The organism is Pseudomonas sp. PDM16 (assembly GCF_014851865.1).
In the GTDB taxonomy this organism is placed as follows: Bacteria; Pseudomonadota; Gammaproteobacteria; order Pseudomonadales; family Pseudomonadaceae; genus Aquipseudomonas.
Window position 1 is genome coordinate 1 of sequence record NZ_JACVAM010000004.1, and the last position, 16,390, is coordinate 16,390.

The window sequence follows — 16,390 nt, forward strand, 5'->3', positions numbered from 1 at the left end:
ACCACCTGATCCCTTCCCGAACTCAGTAGTGAAACGACGCATCGCCGATGGTAGTGTGGGGTTTCCCCATGTGAGAGTAGGTCATCGTCAAGCTCCTATCCCCAAACCCCCATCCGAGCAATCGGGTAGGGGTTTGGCTTTTGGGCGCGAGAAAATCAGAAGCGACGTATGCCTAGGGAAGTCCTGAGACAGCTGGCGGAGTAGAGCGGGTCCATCCCACGTAGCGCGCATAAAGGCCATACTCCAATGAAGCAGCTGATCGAATATTCATTGGCTGTTTTTTGTTTCTGGCTCACGCAAAATGTGCGCACATTATTCTGTGAGCTCTCTCTTTCTAGTCAGCGGCCGCCACTAGCTAGGCTATTTCGGCGTTGCTTTACTTGTACTATTCAGTAATTGGTGTGCCTCAGGCGCATGATTTACAAGATGGTCCTTGATCGAAACCTCATGCGCGGGAACGAAACGGAAACACGTCAATCTCCCGCGAAGATCACGTGGTTTACCGCCGCCTGCTTCTGATCTGCACGAAAAATGCTGCATGCCAAATCGCTCTCTAGCGGTTGGCAACTCTGGCAATACCAATGTCAGCTGCTGCTATAGCTGGCTGCGCAATGCTATCCGACAATTAATTCCACACATATATACCTGTCTATGCGGGCCTCTTGCGCCGAGTTTATTGATTTACTCTGCAAGAGCCGCGCGCTAGGCAAGTTTTGTCGGTAAACAATGCGCGGGATAATAACAATGAATGCCATTGCTCCAGATAGATCTTTTCTAGAGTCGCGAACTTTCATGGACTTGCTATTCCATTGGGAGTCGACCAAGCCCGACGATATTTACTTGGTGCAGCCCGATGCCGAGGGCGTCGCGAAGAGTTACAGCTGGGCAGCGGTGGCGGATCAGGTGCGGCGCATGGCCGGTTACCTGAAATCCCTCGACCTGCCGCCAGGCACCCGGATTGCGTTACTGGGCAAGAACAGCGCCCACTGGATCATGGCCGATCTAGCGATCATGGTGGCGGGGCATGTGTCGGTTCCGATCTACCCGACGCTCGATGCCGACAACTTCGGCTATGTGCTGGAGCACAGCGAGGCGGCCCTGCTGTTCATCGGTAAGCTGGATGGAAATGGCGACAACTGGGCGCAGCTCGGCCCTGCCATATCGGCGGGACTGCCCTGCATCCGGCTGCCGTTCTCGCCTGAGATAGATGCACCTCATTGGGAGAAGCTGGTCGCGGCGACAGCGCCGCTGCTGCAGCCTGCTTCGCCCGCGCCCGGGGATCTGGCCACCATCATCTACACCTCGGGCAGCACGGGGCGACCCAAGGGCGTGATGCATTCGTTTAACAGCATGTCCTCGATTCTCGAGGGCACCAGGGCCGAGTTCGGCTTCACCGAGCGTGAGCGCTTTCTCTCCTACCTGCCTCTGGCGCACACGGCGGAGCGGGCCTATGTCGAGTGCCTATCGCTGTACTGCGGCGCGCAGGTGTTCTTCGCCTGGTCGCTGGATACCTTCCGCGCGGATCTGCAGCGCGCCCGGCCGACCGCGTTCTTCTCGGTGCCCCGGCTGTGGAGCAAGTTCCAGGCGGGGGTCAATGCGCAGATCGCCCCATGGCTGCAGCGCTGGCTGTTCAATATCCCGGTGCTCGGGCGCCGGGTGAAACGCGGGGTGCTGGCGGGCCTCGGCCTGGAGCATGCCCGGCTCGCCATCACCGGCTCGGCGCCGCTGCCACCGGAAGTCTTCCGCTGGTACCAGCAGCTCGGTCTGGAGATGAAGGAGGTCTACGGCATGACCGAGAACTTCGGCTACTCCCATGGCATCCGCCGCGATGGCGCCGTGCATGGCTGTATCGGGCGGGCCAATCCGGGGGTGTCGTGCAAGCTGTCGGACTCCGGCGAGATCCTGGTGAAGAGTCCCGGGGGCATGCTGGGCTACTACAAGAACCCGGAAAAGACCGCCGAGGACCTGACCGCCGATGGCTATCTGCGCACCGGCGATCTCGGCGAGCTGGATACGGCGGGCCGCCTGCGCATCACCGGGCGCTCCAAGGATCTGTTCAAGACCGCCAAGGGCAAGTACGTGCCGCCGGCGCCCATCGAGCAACAGCTGGGCAACCACCCGCTGATCGAGGTCTGTTGCGTGTGCGGCGAGGGCATGCCTCAGCCCGTGGCGCTGTTGGTGCTGACCGACAGCGCCCGCGCCGAGGCTGACGACCCACGTGCCAGGGAGGCCATGGCGCTGGAGCTGGCAGACCTGGGCCGCAAGGTGAACGCCGGCGTGCCCAAGGAGACCGCCCTGCATTGCCTGGTGGTGGTGCGGGAAAGCTGGAGCATCGACAGCGGCCTGCTCACCCCCACCCTGAAGATCAAGCGCCACGAGATCGAGCGCCACTACAGCGCGCAGATCGCACTCTGGTCGAACTCCCGCACCGCCGTGCTGTGGGAGTGACGACACCGCCTGATCCATCCCTACTACCCGATACCAACCCCAGGAGGCTCCCATGCAGCGCCGCCCGTTCGAACCCGAGATGGAGCAATTCCGCGATTCGGTCCGCAAGTTCTTCCAGCAGGAAATCCGCCCGCACAGCGAAAGCTGGCGCGAGGCCAACATCGTCGACCGCGAGGCCTTCCGCAAATCCGGCGCACAGGGCTATCTGTGCATGTGGGCCGACGAGCAATACGGCGGGTTGGGGCTGAAGGACTTCCGCTACGAGCAGATCCTCATCGAGGAGAACACCCTGCACGGCGACCGTGGCTATTTCATCACTCTGCACAGCCGCCTGGTCGGCCCCTATATCGAGCATTTCGGCAGCGCCGAGCAGAAGCAGCGCCTGCTGCCGGGGATGATCAGCGGCGAGACTATCCTCGCCATCGCCATGACCGAGCCCGACGCCGGCTCCGACCTGGCCGGCATGAAGACCCGCGCGGTGGAGCAGGACGATCACTGGCTGCTGAACGGTTCGAAGACCTACATCTCCAACGGTATCAACGCCGACGTGGTGATAGTGGCGGCGCGCACCCATGCGGAGAACCCGCACGGCGTTACCCTGTTCCTGGTGGAGCGGGGCATGCCCGGCTTCGAGCGTGGGCGCAACCTGCAGAAGATGGGCCTGAAATCCCAGGACACCGCGGAGCTGTTCTTCCATGACGTCCGGGTGCCCAAAGCCAATGTTCTGGGCCAGGTGCATGGCGGTTTCTACCACCTGATGCAGGGCCTGGCGGAGGAGCGCCTGATCGCTGCCTGCAGTAGCGTGGCGGCGGCGCGCCTGGCGCTGGAGCTGACCCGCGACTTCGTGCGCGAGCGCAAGGTGTTCGGCAAGCCGCTGAGCAAGCTGCAGAACACCCGCTTCAAGCTGGCCGCGCTGGATGCCGAGATCGATATCGCCCAGGTCTACGTGGATCGCTGCGTCGAGGCGCACCTGCAAGGCCAGCTGGATGCGGTGGATGCCTCGCGCGCCAAGCTCTATGCCGGCGAAGTGTTCGGCCGCATGGTGGACGAGGGCGTCCAGCTGCATGGCGGTGCCGGCTACATGGAAGAGTACGAAATCTGCCGCCTGTATCAGGACGAGCGGGTCGGGCGGATTCTCGCGGGCACGTCGGAAATCATGAAGGAAATCATCGCCCGCGCGTTGCTGGACTGATTTGGCAACAAAGGCCACAGCGCTGTCCGCTCTCGCTATAGATGGCGAATAGGCGCGAACCAATAATTCCAGGCGCCAACAGTTATTCAAACAAGTTCGAGTCCACCCGGTTGGTAACTGGGTGGAGCGGGTCGCGTTTGGCCGTTGAATCGGTTCGATTCAACTTAGGCGGCGACTCAGAAGTTACTGAGTCGGAAGACTCATTAAATGGCCTAGCGCCACTCTTAATCTGTATATCCAAGAGGCAGTCATGACCGAGGCTTATATTTACGACGCCGTGCGCACGCCGCGCGGCAAGGGCAAGAAGGACGGCGCGCTGCACAGCGTCAAGCCGATCGACCTGGTGGTCGGCCTGCTCAAGGCGCTGCAGCAGCGCAATCAGCTCGATACCGCCCAGGTCGACGATGTGGTGCTCGGCTGCGTGACGCCTATTGGCGACCAGGGCTCGGATATCGCCAAGACTGCCGTGCTGGCCGCCGACTGGGCCGAATGCGTGTCCGGTGTGCAGCTCAACCGTTTCTGCGCCTCGGGCCTGGAGGCAGTGAACATCGGCGCGATGAAGGTGCGTTCCGGCTTCGAGGATCTGGTGGTGGTCGGCGGCGTGGAATCCATGTCGCGTATCCCCATGGGCTCTGACGGCGGTGCCTGGGCGCTGGATCCGGCCACCAATATGCAGGCCAACTTCGTGCCCCAGGGCGTGGGCGCCGACCTGATTGCCAGCATCGAGGGCTTCTCGCGTACGGACGTCGACAGCTTCGCCTTGCGCTCGCAGCAGAAGGCTGCGCGCGCCAGCGCCGATGGTTCGTTCAGCAAATCGCTGATTCCGGTGACCGACCAGAACGGCATCGTCATCCTCGACCACGACGAATTTATTCGCGGCGACAGCACGCTCGAAGGCCTGGGCAAGCTTAAGCCGAGCTTCGAGATGATGGGCCAGATGGGCTTCGACGCCACTGCCCTGCGCAAGTACAGCCATGTCGAGCGCATCGAGCATGTGCACACCCCGGGCAACAGCTCGGGCATCGTCGATGGCGCGGCGCTGATGCTGATTGGTTCGGAGGCCAAGGGCCGCGAGCTGGGCCTGAAAGCGCGTGGACGCATCGTCGCCACCGCCGTGACCAGCACCGACCCGACCATCATGCTCACCGGCCCGGCGCCGGCCACCCGCAAGGCCCTGGCCAAGGCTGGCCTGAGCGTGGGGGACATCGACCTGTTCGAGGTCAACGAGGCTTTTGCGTCCGTTGTCATGAAGTTCATGAAGGACATGGGCGTCAGCGAGGACAAGGTCAACGTCAACGGCGGCTCCATCGCCATGGGCCACCCGCTGGGCGCCACCGGCTGCGCCATCCTCGGCACCCTGCTGGATGAGCTGGAGAAGCGCGAGCTGCGCTATGGCCTGGCCACGCTGTGTGTCGGCGGCGGCATGGGCATCGCGACCATCATCGAACGTATTTGACCGGTAGGGCGGGTGTAACCCGCGCAAACGACCAGACGCGGGTTTCACCCGCCCTACGCAGCCAAGGAATCAGAAAATGACTGACGCCATCCGTTACGAAAAGGGCCAGGACAATATCGTCGTCCTGACCATCGACATGCCCGGCCAGAGCGCCAACACCATGAACGCCGTGTACCGCGAGGCCATGGGCGCCACCGTGGATCGCCTGGAGGCCGAGAAGGACTCCATCGCCGGGGTGATCGTCACCTCGGCGAAGAAGACCTTCTTCGCTGGCGGCGACCTCAATGAGCTGGTCACCATCGGCAAGGCCGATGCGCCGCGCTTCTACGCCGGCATCCTCGAACTCAAGGGACAGCTGCGTCGCCTGGAAAGCCTGGGCAAGCCGGTGGTCGCTGCGATCAACGGTGCCGCGCTGGGGGGCGGCTGGGAAATCGCCTTGGCTTGCCATCACCGTATCGCCCTGAACGAAAGCCATGTGCAGCTGGGCCTGCCGGAAGTCACTCTCGGCCTGTTGCCGGGCGGTGGTGGCGTAGTGCGCATGGTGCGCCTGCTGGGTTTGGAAAAGTCTTTGCCGTACCTGGTCGAAGGCAAGAAAGTGCGTGCCGATGCCGCACTGAAAGCCGGCCTGCTGCATGAGCTGGCCGATAGCCGCGACGATCTGTTGGCCAAGGCCCGCGTCTGGATCGCGGCCAATCCGGCTGCCGCACAGCCGTGGGATGTGAAGGGCTACAAGATCCCCGGCGGCACGCCGAGCTCGCCGGCCATGGCGCAGATGCTGGTCATCGCGCCGAGCGTGCTGCGCAGCAAGACCAAAGGCTGCTTCCCGGCGCCGGAGAAGATCATGTGTGCCGCCGTCGAAGGAGCCCAGGTCGACTTCGATACCGCGCAACTGATCGAAGCGCGCTATTTCACCGAACTGGTGACCGGCCAGGTGGCGAAGAACATGATCGGCACCTTCTGGTTCCAGCTCAACGAGATCAACGCCGGCAGCTCACGCCCGCAAGGTATTCCGCAGTACGTGACCAAGAAGGTCGGCGTGCTCGGTGCCGGCATGATGGGGGCCGGCATCGCCTATGTGTCTGCGGCCGCCGGCATCGAGGTGGTGCTCAAGGACGTGTCCCTCGAGGCGGCGGAGAGGGGCAAGGCCTACTCGACCAAGCTGCTCGACAAGAAGGTGTCCAAGGGGCAGATGACCGCCGAGAAGCGCGATGCCTTCCTTGCCCGCATCCTGCCGAGCGCCAGCGACGCCGACCTCGAAGGCTGCGACCTGGTCATCGAGGCGGTGTTCGAGGATCGTGGTCTGAAGGCCAAGGTCAATGCCGCCGCCGAGGCCGCCGCGCTGCCGGATGCCGTGATCGCTTCCAACACCTCGACTCTGCCGATCACCGGCCTGGCCACCGCGGTACAGCGTCCGGACAAATTTATCGGCCTGCACTTCTTCAGCCCGGTCGACAAGATGCCGCTGGTGGAGATCATCCGCGGCGAGAAGACCAGCGACGAGACCCTGGCGCGCGGCTTCGACTACGTGCTGCAGATCAAGAAGACCCCGATCGTGGTCAAGGACGCCCGCGGCTTCTTCACCTCGCGGGTGTTCGCCACCTTTATCAACGAAGGCATCGCCATGCTCGGTGAGGGCGTGCCGGCCGCAATGATCGAGAACGAGGCGCTCAACGTGGGCATGCCGGTCGGCCCGCTGGCGATCTCCGACGAGATATCCCTGAGCCTGGCCGCGCATATCCGCAATCAGAACATCGAGGATCTCAAGGCAGAGGGCAAGGCTCTGCCGCAGCATCCGGCCTTTGCCATCGTCGACCTGATGCTCGAATTCAAGAGGCCGGGCAAGGCGGCGGGAGGCGGTTTCTACGAGTATCCGACGGAGGGTGGCAGGAAATACCTGTGGCCGGAGCTCAAGGCGCGCTTCGAGAAAACCGATCAGCAAATTCCGCGCGAAGACCTGCGTGACCGCTTCCTCTTCGCCCAGGCTATCGACACGGTGCGCTGCGTGGAGGAGGGCGTGCTGACCTCCACCGCCGACGCCAATATCGGCTCGATCTTCGGTATCGGTTTCGCCGCCTGGACGGGTGGGGCGCTGCAATACATCAACCAGTACGGCATCCAGGCTTTTGTCACGCGGGCCCGGCAACTCGCCGAACGCTATGGTGAGCGTTTCCAGCCACCGGCGCTGCTGATCGAGAAGGCCAATCGGAAAGAGCTGTTCTGATCGTTTGAGTGCCAAAAAAGCCTGCACTGGAGTTGAAGCGTGAGCTTCAGTGCTTTCCGGGAGGCCATTGGCCTCCCGTTTTTTTGCTTGTATCCAGAGAGATGTAGCGCCAAGAGATAATTGCAAATATAGACACTATGAGTGCTGTTTGGACGCCTCCTGGCGGGCCTTGCGCAGCGTGCCTGGCGGGTGGCCCGCCCACTGGGCGAAAGCGCGGCGAAAGGTGGCCTGGTCGGAAAAACCGAGGTCAGCGGCAATCTGCTTGACCGGCGTGTCCGTGCATGACAGCAGCTGCATGGCCTGGCGAAAGCGCCAGCCATCCTTGATGCTCTGGAAGCTTTCCCCCAGCGCAGCCAGCTTGCGGTGCAGGGTGCGCGGCGACATGGCCATGTGCGAGGCCGCCTCTTCCAGGGTCAGCGGGTGCGGCATGCTCTGTTGCAGCATGGCCACCAGACGGGCCGGCAGTTCAGCCTGCTCGACCAGCACTTCGATGAAGCTGGCCGGCGCGCGGCGCATCAGGCGGGATACCTCGTCAGGCGTGCGGACGATGGGCAGCGCCATGCTGTCGGCAGCGAATTCGATGCTGGCCTTCTCCGCGTCGAAGTGCAGGGGCGCGGCCAGCAACATGCTCAGGGCCATGGCGTGCCGGGGCTTGCCGAGCGGCAGGGATACGGACGTGAGCGGCACCCGCTGGCCAAACAGCCAGGAGAGCACACCGCAAAGGGTGAACAGGGCCAGCTCGTAGGCGAGGGCGCGATCACCTGTGGGCGGCACCATCTCGAACAGGTTGAGCCGTGCGCGCTCGGTGCGGGTTTCGGCCTGGAATTCGGCACGGAAATCACCCATCACCAGGGCAATGCAGCGCGCGACAACGGGCAGGCAGTCGTGCAGCGTCGTGGTGGTCAGTGCCGCACGACAGAGCATCTCGATGCCTCCCAATGGCACCGCGCGCGAGTGCAGGCCGCAGGACTCGTCCTGCAGGCCGATGACGATGCCACCGTACAGCTGGGAGAACTGTTTGGTGCTGACCCGCGCGCCGCGCCCGCCCAGATCCGCCTCGTCGATGCGCGCCATTGCCATCAGCTCGGCGCGCAACAGGCCGCGGGCTTCGGCTGCCGTCAGCAGGCCGCGGGCGTAGCGGGCGGGGATCACGGGTTGGCTCAGGTCGACATTCACGGCGAAATCCTAGTTGGCTATTTTTGCCATATTTATGTCGTATCACGGCATCGACCCCAGGGGCAAGCGAGCCAACACTGCGTACCCATCAATCCATGAGTACGAGGTGCAACGATGAGCTTCTCCAAGCAGGTTGTGTTCATTGCCGGCGGCAGCAGCGGGATCAATCTCGGCATCGCCGATGCCTTCGCCCAGGCCGGCGCCAGCGTGGCCATTCTCGGTCGCAGCCAGGACAAGCTCGATGCGGCCGTGGCCCAGCTGCTCCGCCATGGCGGTGAAGTCCGCGGCTTCGCCGCCGATGTGCGCGACTTCGACGGCGTGGCCACCGCCCTGGCGGCCACCGCCGAACAACTCGGCCCGATCGATGTGCTGGTGTCTGGCGCCGCAGGCAACTTCCTGGCCCCGGCGGCCAACATGTCGTCCAACGCCTTCCGCACCGTGGTCGACATTGACCTGCACGGCACCTTCAACGTGCTGCGCGCGGCCTTCCCGCACCTGCGCAAGCCGGGCGCGCGCATCGTCAACATCAGCGCCGGGCAGAGCTGGATGCCGACGCCGCTGCAGGCGCACGTGTGTGCGGCCAAGGCCGGTGTCGACCAGCTGACCCGCACCCTGGCCATCGAGTGGGGCCAGTCCGGCGTACGCGTCAACTCGATCGCCCCGGGCCCCATCGAAGGCACCGAGGGCATGGCGCGCCTGGCGCCGAATGCCAAGGCACATGCCGCCTGGGTGCGCTCGGTGCCGCTCGGCCGCTTCGGCCAACTGGAAGACATCAGCAACGCCGCGCTCTGGCTCTGCTCGCCGCAGGCCGGCTATGTCACCGGCGTGGTGCTATCGGTGGATGGCGGCCTGGCGTTGGGCGGCTCGGGTGCCATCACCCAGGCCCTGATGGGTTGAGTTCCGTAGTCCTTAACCGCAAGAGAGCGCCATGACCAACAATCAGCCCTTCGACCTGAACCTGAGCGACGATCAGCGCATGACGCGCGAGTCGCTGCAGCGCTTCGCCCAGGACGTCCTGCGTAGCCACAGCCGCGAGGCCGACGAGGCCACCGCTGTGCCGGCGGACTTCTATGCCCGCAGCCTGGAGCTGGGCCTCACCCTGATGCCAATTCCCGAGGCGCTAGGTGGTGCGGGCGCCGCACGTTCGCCCATCTCCAACATGCTGGCCATCGAGGATCTGGCCTGGGGCGACATGTCCCTGGCGCTGGGCGCGGTGACGCCACTGTCCTTCGTCAACACGCTGCTCGATCAGGGTAGCCAGGCCCAGCAGGAGAAGTACCTGCCGCGCCTGGCCGGAGAAAACTTCGTCGCCGCCAGCGTGGCCCTGATGGAGCCGCGGGCGCGTTTCGATGCCCGCGAGCTACATACCACCGCACGCCGCGCAGGTGCGAGTTACGTGCTCAATGGCGAGAAGTCCCTGGTGGCGCTGGGCCTGTCGGCCGAGCTGCTACTGGTGGTGGCGCAGCTGCAGGACGAGGAGGGTACGGCCGCCTTTATCGTCGAGCGCGGCGCGGCAGGCATGAGCGCGGTGCGCGAGGAGACCATGGGCCTCAAGGCGCTGGAGCTGGCGCGCATCCGCTTCGAGGAGGTGCAGGTCGAAGCCTGCGCCAGGCTCGGCGAGGATGAGAAGGTCTTCGATCTGCAGCGCCTGGTGGATCTGGCGCGCATCGGCACCTGCGCCCTGGCGGTGGGTACCTGCCAGGCGGCGCTGGATTACGTGGTGCCCTACGTGAACGAGCGCAAGGCCTTCGGCGAGCCCATCGCCCAGCGCCAGTCCGTGGCCTTCATGGTGGCGACCATGGCCATCGAGCTGGAGGGTATGCGCCTGCTGACCTGGCGCGCGGCATCGCGTGCCGAGCAGGGGCTCGACTTCCACAAGGAAGCCTACCTGGCCCGTGTGCTCTGCGCCGAGAAGGCCATGGAGATCGGCACCAACGGCATTCAGCTGCTGGGTGGGCATGGCTTCATCCGTGAGCATCTGGTGGAACTCTTCTACCGCAACCTGCGCGCCATCGGCGTGCTCGAAGGCGCGGCCATCATCTGAGCTCCGTCTACGACCTCTTGCAATGCTGTTGCACGACACGCAGCAGGTCGTGGAAGGGTTCTGAAGTGAGGAAGGAAAAATGATCAATCTTGAAGTACCCGCCAAGCTGCTGACCGTGCCAAACATGGCGCGCACGCTGGCCAAGCAAGTGTTCCGTCCCATCAGTCGCAAGTACGACAAGGCTGAGCATGCCAAGCCCATCGAACTGGTGCCGGTGGCCGACATGATCAGGACGACCGGGGTCATGAATGGCCCGGCCGAGAAGGGCGAGCGCGCGCCATCCGCCGGGGTGAAGAACGGCCAGAACATGATGGCGGTGCTGACCACCGCGGAAATGAGCTGGGGCGACGTGGCCATGCTCAATAGCATTCCGGGTCTCGGCCTGGGCAATGCGGCGATCACAGCAGTGGGCACGCCCGGGCAGCGCGAGAAGTTTGGCAAGCTGTGGTGCGCCATGGCCATCACCGAGCCGGGTGCCGGATCGGATACCGCCAATATCGTCACCAGCGCACGGCTGGACGGTGATGAGTGGGTGCTCAACGGCGAGAAGATCTTCGTCACCGCCGGCCAGTTCTGCGATGCGGTGGTGGTGTGGGCGACGCTGGACAAGAAGCTCGGCAAGCGCGCGATCAAGTCCTTCATCGTGCCCAAGGGTGCGCCGGGCATGCAGGTGGTGCGCCTGGAGCCGAAGCTGGGCTTCCGCGTCTCCGACACGGCCGCCATCACCTTTACCGACTGCCGCATTCCCAAGGATCACGTGCTGGGCTCGGCGGAGATCGCCGAGGATGCCAAGCAGGCCCTCGGCGGCGCCATGCAGACCTTCGACAACACCCGTCCGGTGGTCGCCGCCATGGCCTTGGGCGTGGCGCGGGCGGCGCTGGATCTGCTGTACGAGATTCTCGGTCGCGAGGGCTTCACACCGAGCTACGAGCGCAGCCTGTGGAACGCCAGCGCGCTGGAGGCGGAGATCTATCGCATGGAGGCCGACTACGAGGCGGCGCGTCTGCTCAGCCTGAAGGCGGCCTGGATGGCGGACAACAAGCGGCCCAACTCCATGGAGGCGTCCATGGCCAAGGCCAAGGCGGGGCACATGGGCAATCAGGTGACGCTGCGCTGTGTCGAGCTCTGCTCGACCCTGGGTTTCAGCGAGGAGTACCTGCTGGAGAAGTTCGCCCGTGATTCCAAGATCCTCGACATCTTCGAGGGCACCCAGCAGATCCAGCAGTTGATCGTCGCCCGTGCCGTGCTGGGGCTGTCGTCGGCGCAGCTGAAGTAGTCGCGCAGGAGCTGCCCATGAGCACGATGAAGCTGGAAAAACACGACGGGGTCTTCGTCCTGACCCTGACCAATGGCGAGGCCGGCAACCTGCTGTGCGACGAGGTGCTGCAGGAGTACCTGGAGAACTTCGCTGCGATCGAGCATGAGCGTGGTGATGCCGCGCTGGTGATCACCAGCACCGACCCCAAGACCTTCTGCAATGGCATCAACCTGCCCTGGTTGATGCGCCAGAAGAACCCCATGGCCTTCGCCACGCGGCTGGAGAATTTCCTGATTCGCCTGGGCCTGCTCAACCTGCCTGTGGTGGCGGCCATCAATGGCAACGCCTATGCCGGCGGTGCGCTGATTGCCGCGGCCAGCGATTTCCGCCTGATGCGCGCGGATCGGGGCCGTTTCTGTTTCTCGGAGGTGAAGATCAAGCTGCCCTTTACCCCGGCGCTGCTGGAAATCGTCTGCCTGCTGCCCAACCGCGCCGCCATCGACGAGCTGGCGCTCACCGGCAATGCCTGGGGAGGGGAGGATTGTGCGCGCCGCCAGGTGGTGCATCAGGCCCTGCCGGAAGACCAAGTGCTGCCCGCGGCCATGACCCTGGCCGCCGATATGGCGACCCGTGATCGCGCCACCTACACGGCGATCAAGCGCGGCCTGCGTCCTACACTCGTGGGGCTGGCCGGGCAGCGTGGTATCCCTGTAGTTTGAGCACAACCGGCGCCTGCCGAACAGGCGCCATCTCGCACAGGAAACAGGAGTTCATGATGTCCAGATTGCCCGCACCGCTGGATCGCTTGCCCTTCCCGGTGATCGGCTCGCCGCTGTTCATCATCAGCAATCCCAAGCTGGTGATCGAGCAGTGCAAGGCCGGCGTGGTCGGCTCCATGCCGGCGCTCAACGCACGTCCCGCCTCGTTGCTGGAAGACTGGCTGGCGGAGATAACCGAGACCCTGGCGACCCATAACAGGGACAACCCCGACAACCCGGCGGCGCCTTTCGCCATCAACCAGATCGTGCACCGCAGCAACGACCGCCTGGAGCACGACATGGAGCTCTGCGTGAAGTACCGGGTGCCGATCATCATCACCTCACTGGGCGCACGCGAGGACATCTACGCGGCGGCGCATTCCTATGGCGGCGTGGTGCTGCACGACGTGATCAACAACGCCTTTGCCCGCAAGGCGGTCGAGAAGGGGGCAGATGGCCTGATCGCCGTTGCCGCGGGTGCCGGCGGCCACGCCGGAGAGAAGAGCCCGTTCGCCCTGATCCAGGAGATCCGCCAGTGGTTCGATGGCCCGCTGGCCCTGTCCGGCTCCATCGCCACGGGCGGTGCTGTACTGGCCGCCCAGGCCATGGGCGCCGACTTCGCCTATATCGGTTCCGCCTTCATCGCCACCGAGGAGGCCAATGCTGCCGACGCTTACAAGAAGGCCATCGTCGAGTGCTCGTCCGACGACATCGTCTACAGCAACCTCTTCACCGGCGTGCACGGCAACTACCTGAAACCCTCGATCATCGCTGCCGGCCTGGATCCCAACGCCCTGGCGCAGAGCGATCCCAGCCAGATGAACTTTGGCGGCGACGCTAAAAAGGCCTGGAAGGACATCTGGGGCTGCGGCCAGGGCATCGGCTCGGTCAGTAGGGTGCAGGCGGTGGCCGAGTATGTTGCGCAGCTCAAACGCGAATATGCAGAGACGAAAGCACGGTTGATGGAAGCCTAGACAGAGTTAGATGTGGCTATCGATAGGTGCGCGTGCAGTTGGCGGAGCGGCGCCGTGCTGGGCTATAGCTGCACCGCCGAGGCCGAAACCGATCCTCGGCGGTGCACTGGCGTCAGTGTCATGCGGGGCGAGGTGTCGTTGACGCCGCATGCCAGCTTGGAGGCGCCAGACCCATAGGGACTTTTAGGCGTTTTCTTATCATCGAGCCATCGACCGCTCATTGAAGTCGTAAATAAACTCCGTTCCCTGAGCATCCAGCCAGATGCGTGAGAGTCTGCGCCCATCCGCCAGATGCTGGAGGTAGTGCCGACTGATCACAGGCAATACATTCCTGGTGAGAATCGCATCGATCATGCGTCCACCCGATTCGAGTTCGGTGCAACGACGAATGACCAGGTTCACTGCTGCGTTGCTGTACTCGAACTCGATGGCGTGACGCTCTTCGATACGTTTACGGATGCGCTCCAGCTGCAGGTGCACGATGCTGGCGAGCATGTCGTCGTTCAGCGGGTAGTAGGGAATGACGTTCAGGCGGCCGAGGAAGGCGGGCGGGAATACCTGTAGAAGTGGGGCTCGCAGGGCTGATGCCATCGCCTCGGGCTCGGGGATGAGTTCGGGGTCTCGGGTCAGACTCATGATCAAGTCGGTGCCGACGTTGGAGGTCAGGAGGATCACGGTGTTGCGGAAGTCGATCTGACGCCCTTCACCGTCCTCCATCCAGCCCTTGTCGAAGACCTGGAAGAACAGCTCATGCACGTCTGGGTGAGCCTTCTCCACTTCATCCAGCAGCACCACCGAGTAGGGCTTGCGCCTGACGGCCTCCGTCAGCAGGCCACCCTCGCCATAGCCCACATAACCTGGCGGTGCACCTTTGAGGCTGGAGATGGTATGGGCCTCCTGGAACTCGCTCATATTGATGGTGATCAGGTTCTGCTCTCCGCCATAGAGGGCTTCGGCGAGGCAGAGTGCGGTTTCGGTCTTTCCCACACCTGATGGGCCGACCAGCATGAAGACCCCGATGGGTTTGTCGGGGCTGTCCAGATGTGCTCTTGCTGTCTGGACCCGCCGGGCGATCAGTTCGAGTGCATGGCGTTGTCCGATCACTCGTTTTTCCAGGGTGTTGACCAGGCCCAGCACGGCGGCAATTTCGTTGCGGACCATGCGTCCGACAGGAATGCCGGTCCAGCTGGCGACCACGGAGGCCACCGCGGCTTCGTCCACTGCCGGCAATATCAGTGGTGAGTCCCCCTGCAGCATTGCCAGTTCACTCTGCAACCGGGCGTGCTCGGCCAGCAGAGTGTCGCGCTCGAGTCCTGACAAGCCGGCTGAGCGCAATTGCTCACGTGCTTCCAGAAGCTGCCTGGCGACATCCTGTTCGCTATTCCAGCGTGCCTGCAGCACGGCCAGAAGAGTTTGCTGCTGATCCAACTGCGCCAGGCACTTGCTTTCGCGCTCAGCAACATCCAGGCCGATGGCGCATTCGCGCTCGATGATGGCCTTCTCCGTTTCCAGCATCTCGATATGGCGCCTGCAGTGCTCCAGCTCGGGGGGCAGGGTATGTTGGCTGACTGACACCCGGGCGCAAGCCGTGTCGAGCAGGCTGATGGCCTTGTCCGGCAGTTGCCTGGCAGGTATGTAGCGATGCGAAAGACGGACCGCCGCGGCGATGGCTTCATCGAGGATCTGTATCCGATGATGCTGTTCCAGCGCGCTGGTGATGCCCCGGACCATGGCGATAGCCGACGGCTCATCGGGCTCATCCACCTGAATGACCTGAAATCTACGGGTAAGGGCAGGGTCCTTCTCGATGTAGCGGCGATACTCGCTCCAAGTGGTAGCGCCGATGGTGCGCAAGCTGCCTCGGGCGAGCGCTGGCTTGAGCAGATTGGCTGCGTCGCCGGTACCTGCCGCGCCGCCCGCGCCAATCAGGGTGTGGATCTCGTCGATGAACAGGATGATCGGTTTGGGGCTGTTCTGAACCTCATCGATCACCTGGCGCAGACGCTGTTCGAACTCCCCCTTCATGCTGGCGCCTGCCTGCAACAAACCGATATCCAGCATCAGCAGCGATACGCCCCGCAGTTGTGGAGGTACGTCTCCGCTGGCCAGGCGTAGTGCGAAGCCTTCGGCTACGGCGGTCTTGCCGACCCCGGCCTCCCCGGTCAGCAGTGGGTTGTTCTGCCGGCGGCGGATGAGAATGTCGGTGATCTGGCGGATTTCCTCATCACGCCCAGTGACCGGGTCGATCTCTCCCTGCGCCGCTCTTGCAGTCAGGTCGACGGTGAAGCGATTCAGGGCGTCCTGTTTGCCGCAAGGAGCCAGGGCGTTGCTGGCCTCGCCCGGTTCTCCGTGGCTACCGTCACTGGCGGCGAGGCCTTCCTCCGGCGAGCCGCGTAGCAGTCGTGGTAGATCGCGGGCCAGGGCATCGGCGTCGATGCTGGCGAGCTCTCGGCTCAGGGTGGCCAGGACGTTGCGCAGGTGCGTCGTCTTGAGAATACCAAGCAGTAACGAGGCACCGCGCACCCGGTCCTCCTGCAGCAGGAGCGTCGCATAGACCCAGCCGCGCTCGACGGCATTCTCGACGTGCTCGGATAGATCGCTGATGGCAGTGGCGCCTTTGGGTAGGCGCTCCAGTGCTCGCGCCAGGTCGCTGTTCAGGCGTGTTTCATCGAGTTCGCAGTGGCGGATGATCCGGTGCAGATCACTGTCGTTCAGTTGCAGCAGCTGATGAATCCAGTGTGTCAGCTCCACGTAAGGATTACCGCGCAGCTTGCAGAATACGGTGGCGCCTTCTATGGCCGTGTACAGAATCGTATTGAGTTTGCCGAAGAGGGCGGTGCGGCTGATATTGCTCATGATGATC

At 63.6% G+C, this 16,390-nt stretch carries 11 protein-coding genes and 1 rRNA gene; 10 read left to right on the forward strand and 2 right to left on the reverse strand.

Annotated features, from left to right (window positions below):
- From rrf to IB234_RS14860, 5 genes are all read left to right on the forward strand, one after another.
- Positions 1–93: ribosomal RNA gene (gene rrf / locus IB234_RS14840) — 5S ribosomal RNA — on the forward strand; the annotation flags it as partial.
- 699 nt (positions 94–792) lie between these two features.
- The gene (locus tag IB234_RS14845) at positions 793–2,448 is read left to right on the forward strand and encodes an AMP-binding protein (protein ID WP_225580622.1); all 1,656 of its coding nucleotides are present in this window, start codon (positions 793–795) and stop codon (positions 2,446–2,448) included.
- 52 nt (positions 2,449–2,500) lie between these two features.
- Positions 2,501–3,640: an acyl-CoA dehydrogenase family protein gene (locus tag IB234_RS14850; protein ID WP_192319142.1), complete on the forward strand. Its 1,140-nt coding sequence runs from the start codon at positions 2,501–2,503 to the stop codon at positions 3,638–3,640.
- Positions 3,641–3,890: 250 nt separating this feature from the next.
- The gene (locus tag IB234_RS14855; RefSeq protein WP_192319145.1) at positions 3,891–5,096 is read left to right on the forward strand and encodes an acetyl-CoA C-acetyltransferase; all 1,206 of its coding nucleotides are present in this window, start codon (positions 3,891–3,893) and stop codon (positions 5,094–5,096) included.
- 76 nt (positions 5,097–5,172) lie between these two features.
- Positions 5,173–7,317 carry a 3-hydroxyacyl-CoA dehydrogenase NAD-binding domain-containing protein gene (locus tag IB234_RS14860; RefSeq protein WP_192319148.1) on the forward strand — a complete coding sequence of 715 codons (2,145 nt, stop codon included), beginning with the start codon at positions 5,173–5,175 and terminating at the stop codon, positions 7,315–7,317.
- Between the two features lie 135 nt (positions 7,318–7,452).
- Here the strand turns inward: IB234_RS14860 and IB234_RS14865 are convergent, their stop codons facing one another.
- Positions 7,453–8,493: an AraC family transcriptional regulator ligand-binding domain-containing protein gene (locus tag IB234_RS14865; RefSeq protein ID WP_192319151.1), complete on the reverse strand. Its 1,041-nt coding sequence runs from the start codon at positions 8,491–8,493 to the stop codon at positions 7,453–7,455.
- A gap of 114 nt (positions 8,494–8,607) precedes the next feature.
- On the opposite strand from IB234_RS14865, the gene IB234_RS14870 reads away from it, so the two are divergent.
- The 5 genes from IB234_RS14870 (at position 8,608) to IB234_RS14890 (ending at position 13,527) form a co-directional block, all read left to right on the forward strand.
- Positions 8,608–9,390: an SDR family oxidoreductase gene (locus tag IB234_RS14870; RefSeq protein WP_192319154.1), complete on the forward strand. Its 783-nt coding sequence runs from the start codon at positions 8,608–8,610 to the stop codon at positions 9,388–9,390.
- 31 nt (positions 9,391–9,421) lie between these two features.
- Entirely contained in the window at positions 9,422–10,537 is a 1,116-nt protein-coding gene (locus IB234_RS14875) for an acyl-CoA dehydrogenase family protein (RefSeq protein ID WP_192319158.1), read from the forward strand.
- An 82-nt stretch (positions 10,538–10,619) separates the two neighbouring features.
- Positions 10,620–11,813, forward strand: a complete 1,194-nt coding sequence (locus IB234_RS14880) for an acyl-CoA dehydrogenase family protein (RefSeq protein WP_318652032.1) — start codon at positions 10,620–10,622, stop codon at positions 11,811–11,813.
- A 17-nt stretch (positions 11,814–11,830) separates the two neighbouring features.
- Positions 11,831–12,514, forward strand: a complete 684-nt coding sequence (locus IB234_RS14885; RefSeq protein ID WP_192319164.1) for an enoyl-CoA hydratase/isomerase family protein — start codon at positions 11,831–11,833, stop codon at positions 12,512–12,514.
- A gap of 56 nt (positions 12,515–12,570) precedes the next feature.
- Positions 12,571–13,527, forward strand: coding sequence for an NAD(P)H-dependent flavin oxidoreductase (locus IB234_RS14890; RefSeq protein ID WP_192319167.1), 957 nt, complete (start codon positions 12,571–12,573; stop codon positions 13,525–13,527).
- Positions 13,528–13,725: 198 nt separating this feature from the next.
- Here the strand turns inward: IB234_RS14890 and tssH are convergent, their stop codons facing one another.
- Positions 13,726–16,383 carry a type VI secretion system ATPase TssH gene (gene tssH / locus IB234_RS14895; RefSeq protein ID WP_192319170.1) on the reverse strand — a complete coding sequence of 886 codons (2,658 nt, stop codon included), beginning with the start codon at positions 16,381–16,383 and terminating at the stop codon, positions 13,726–13,728.
- Positions 16,384–16,390 lie beyond the last annotated feature (7 nt).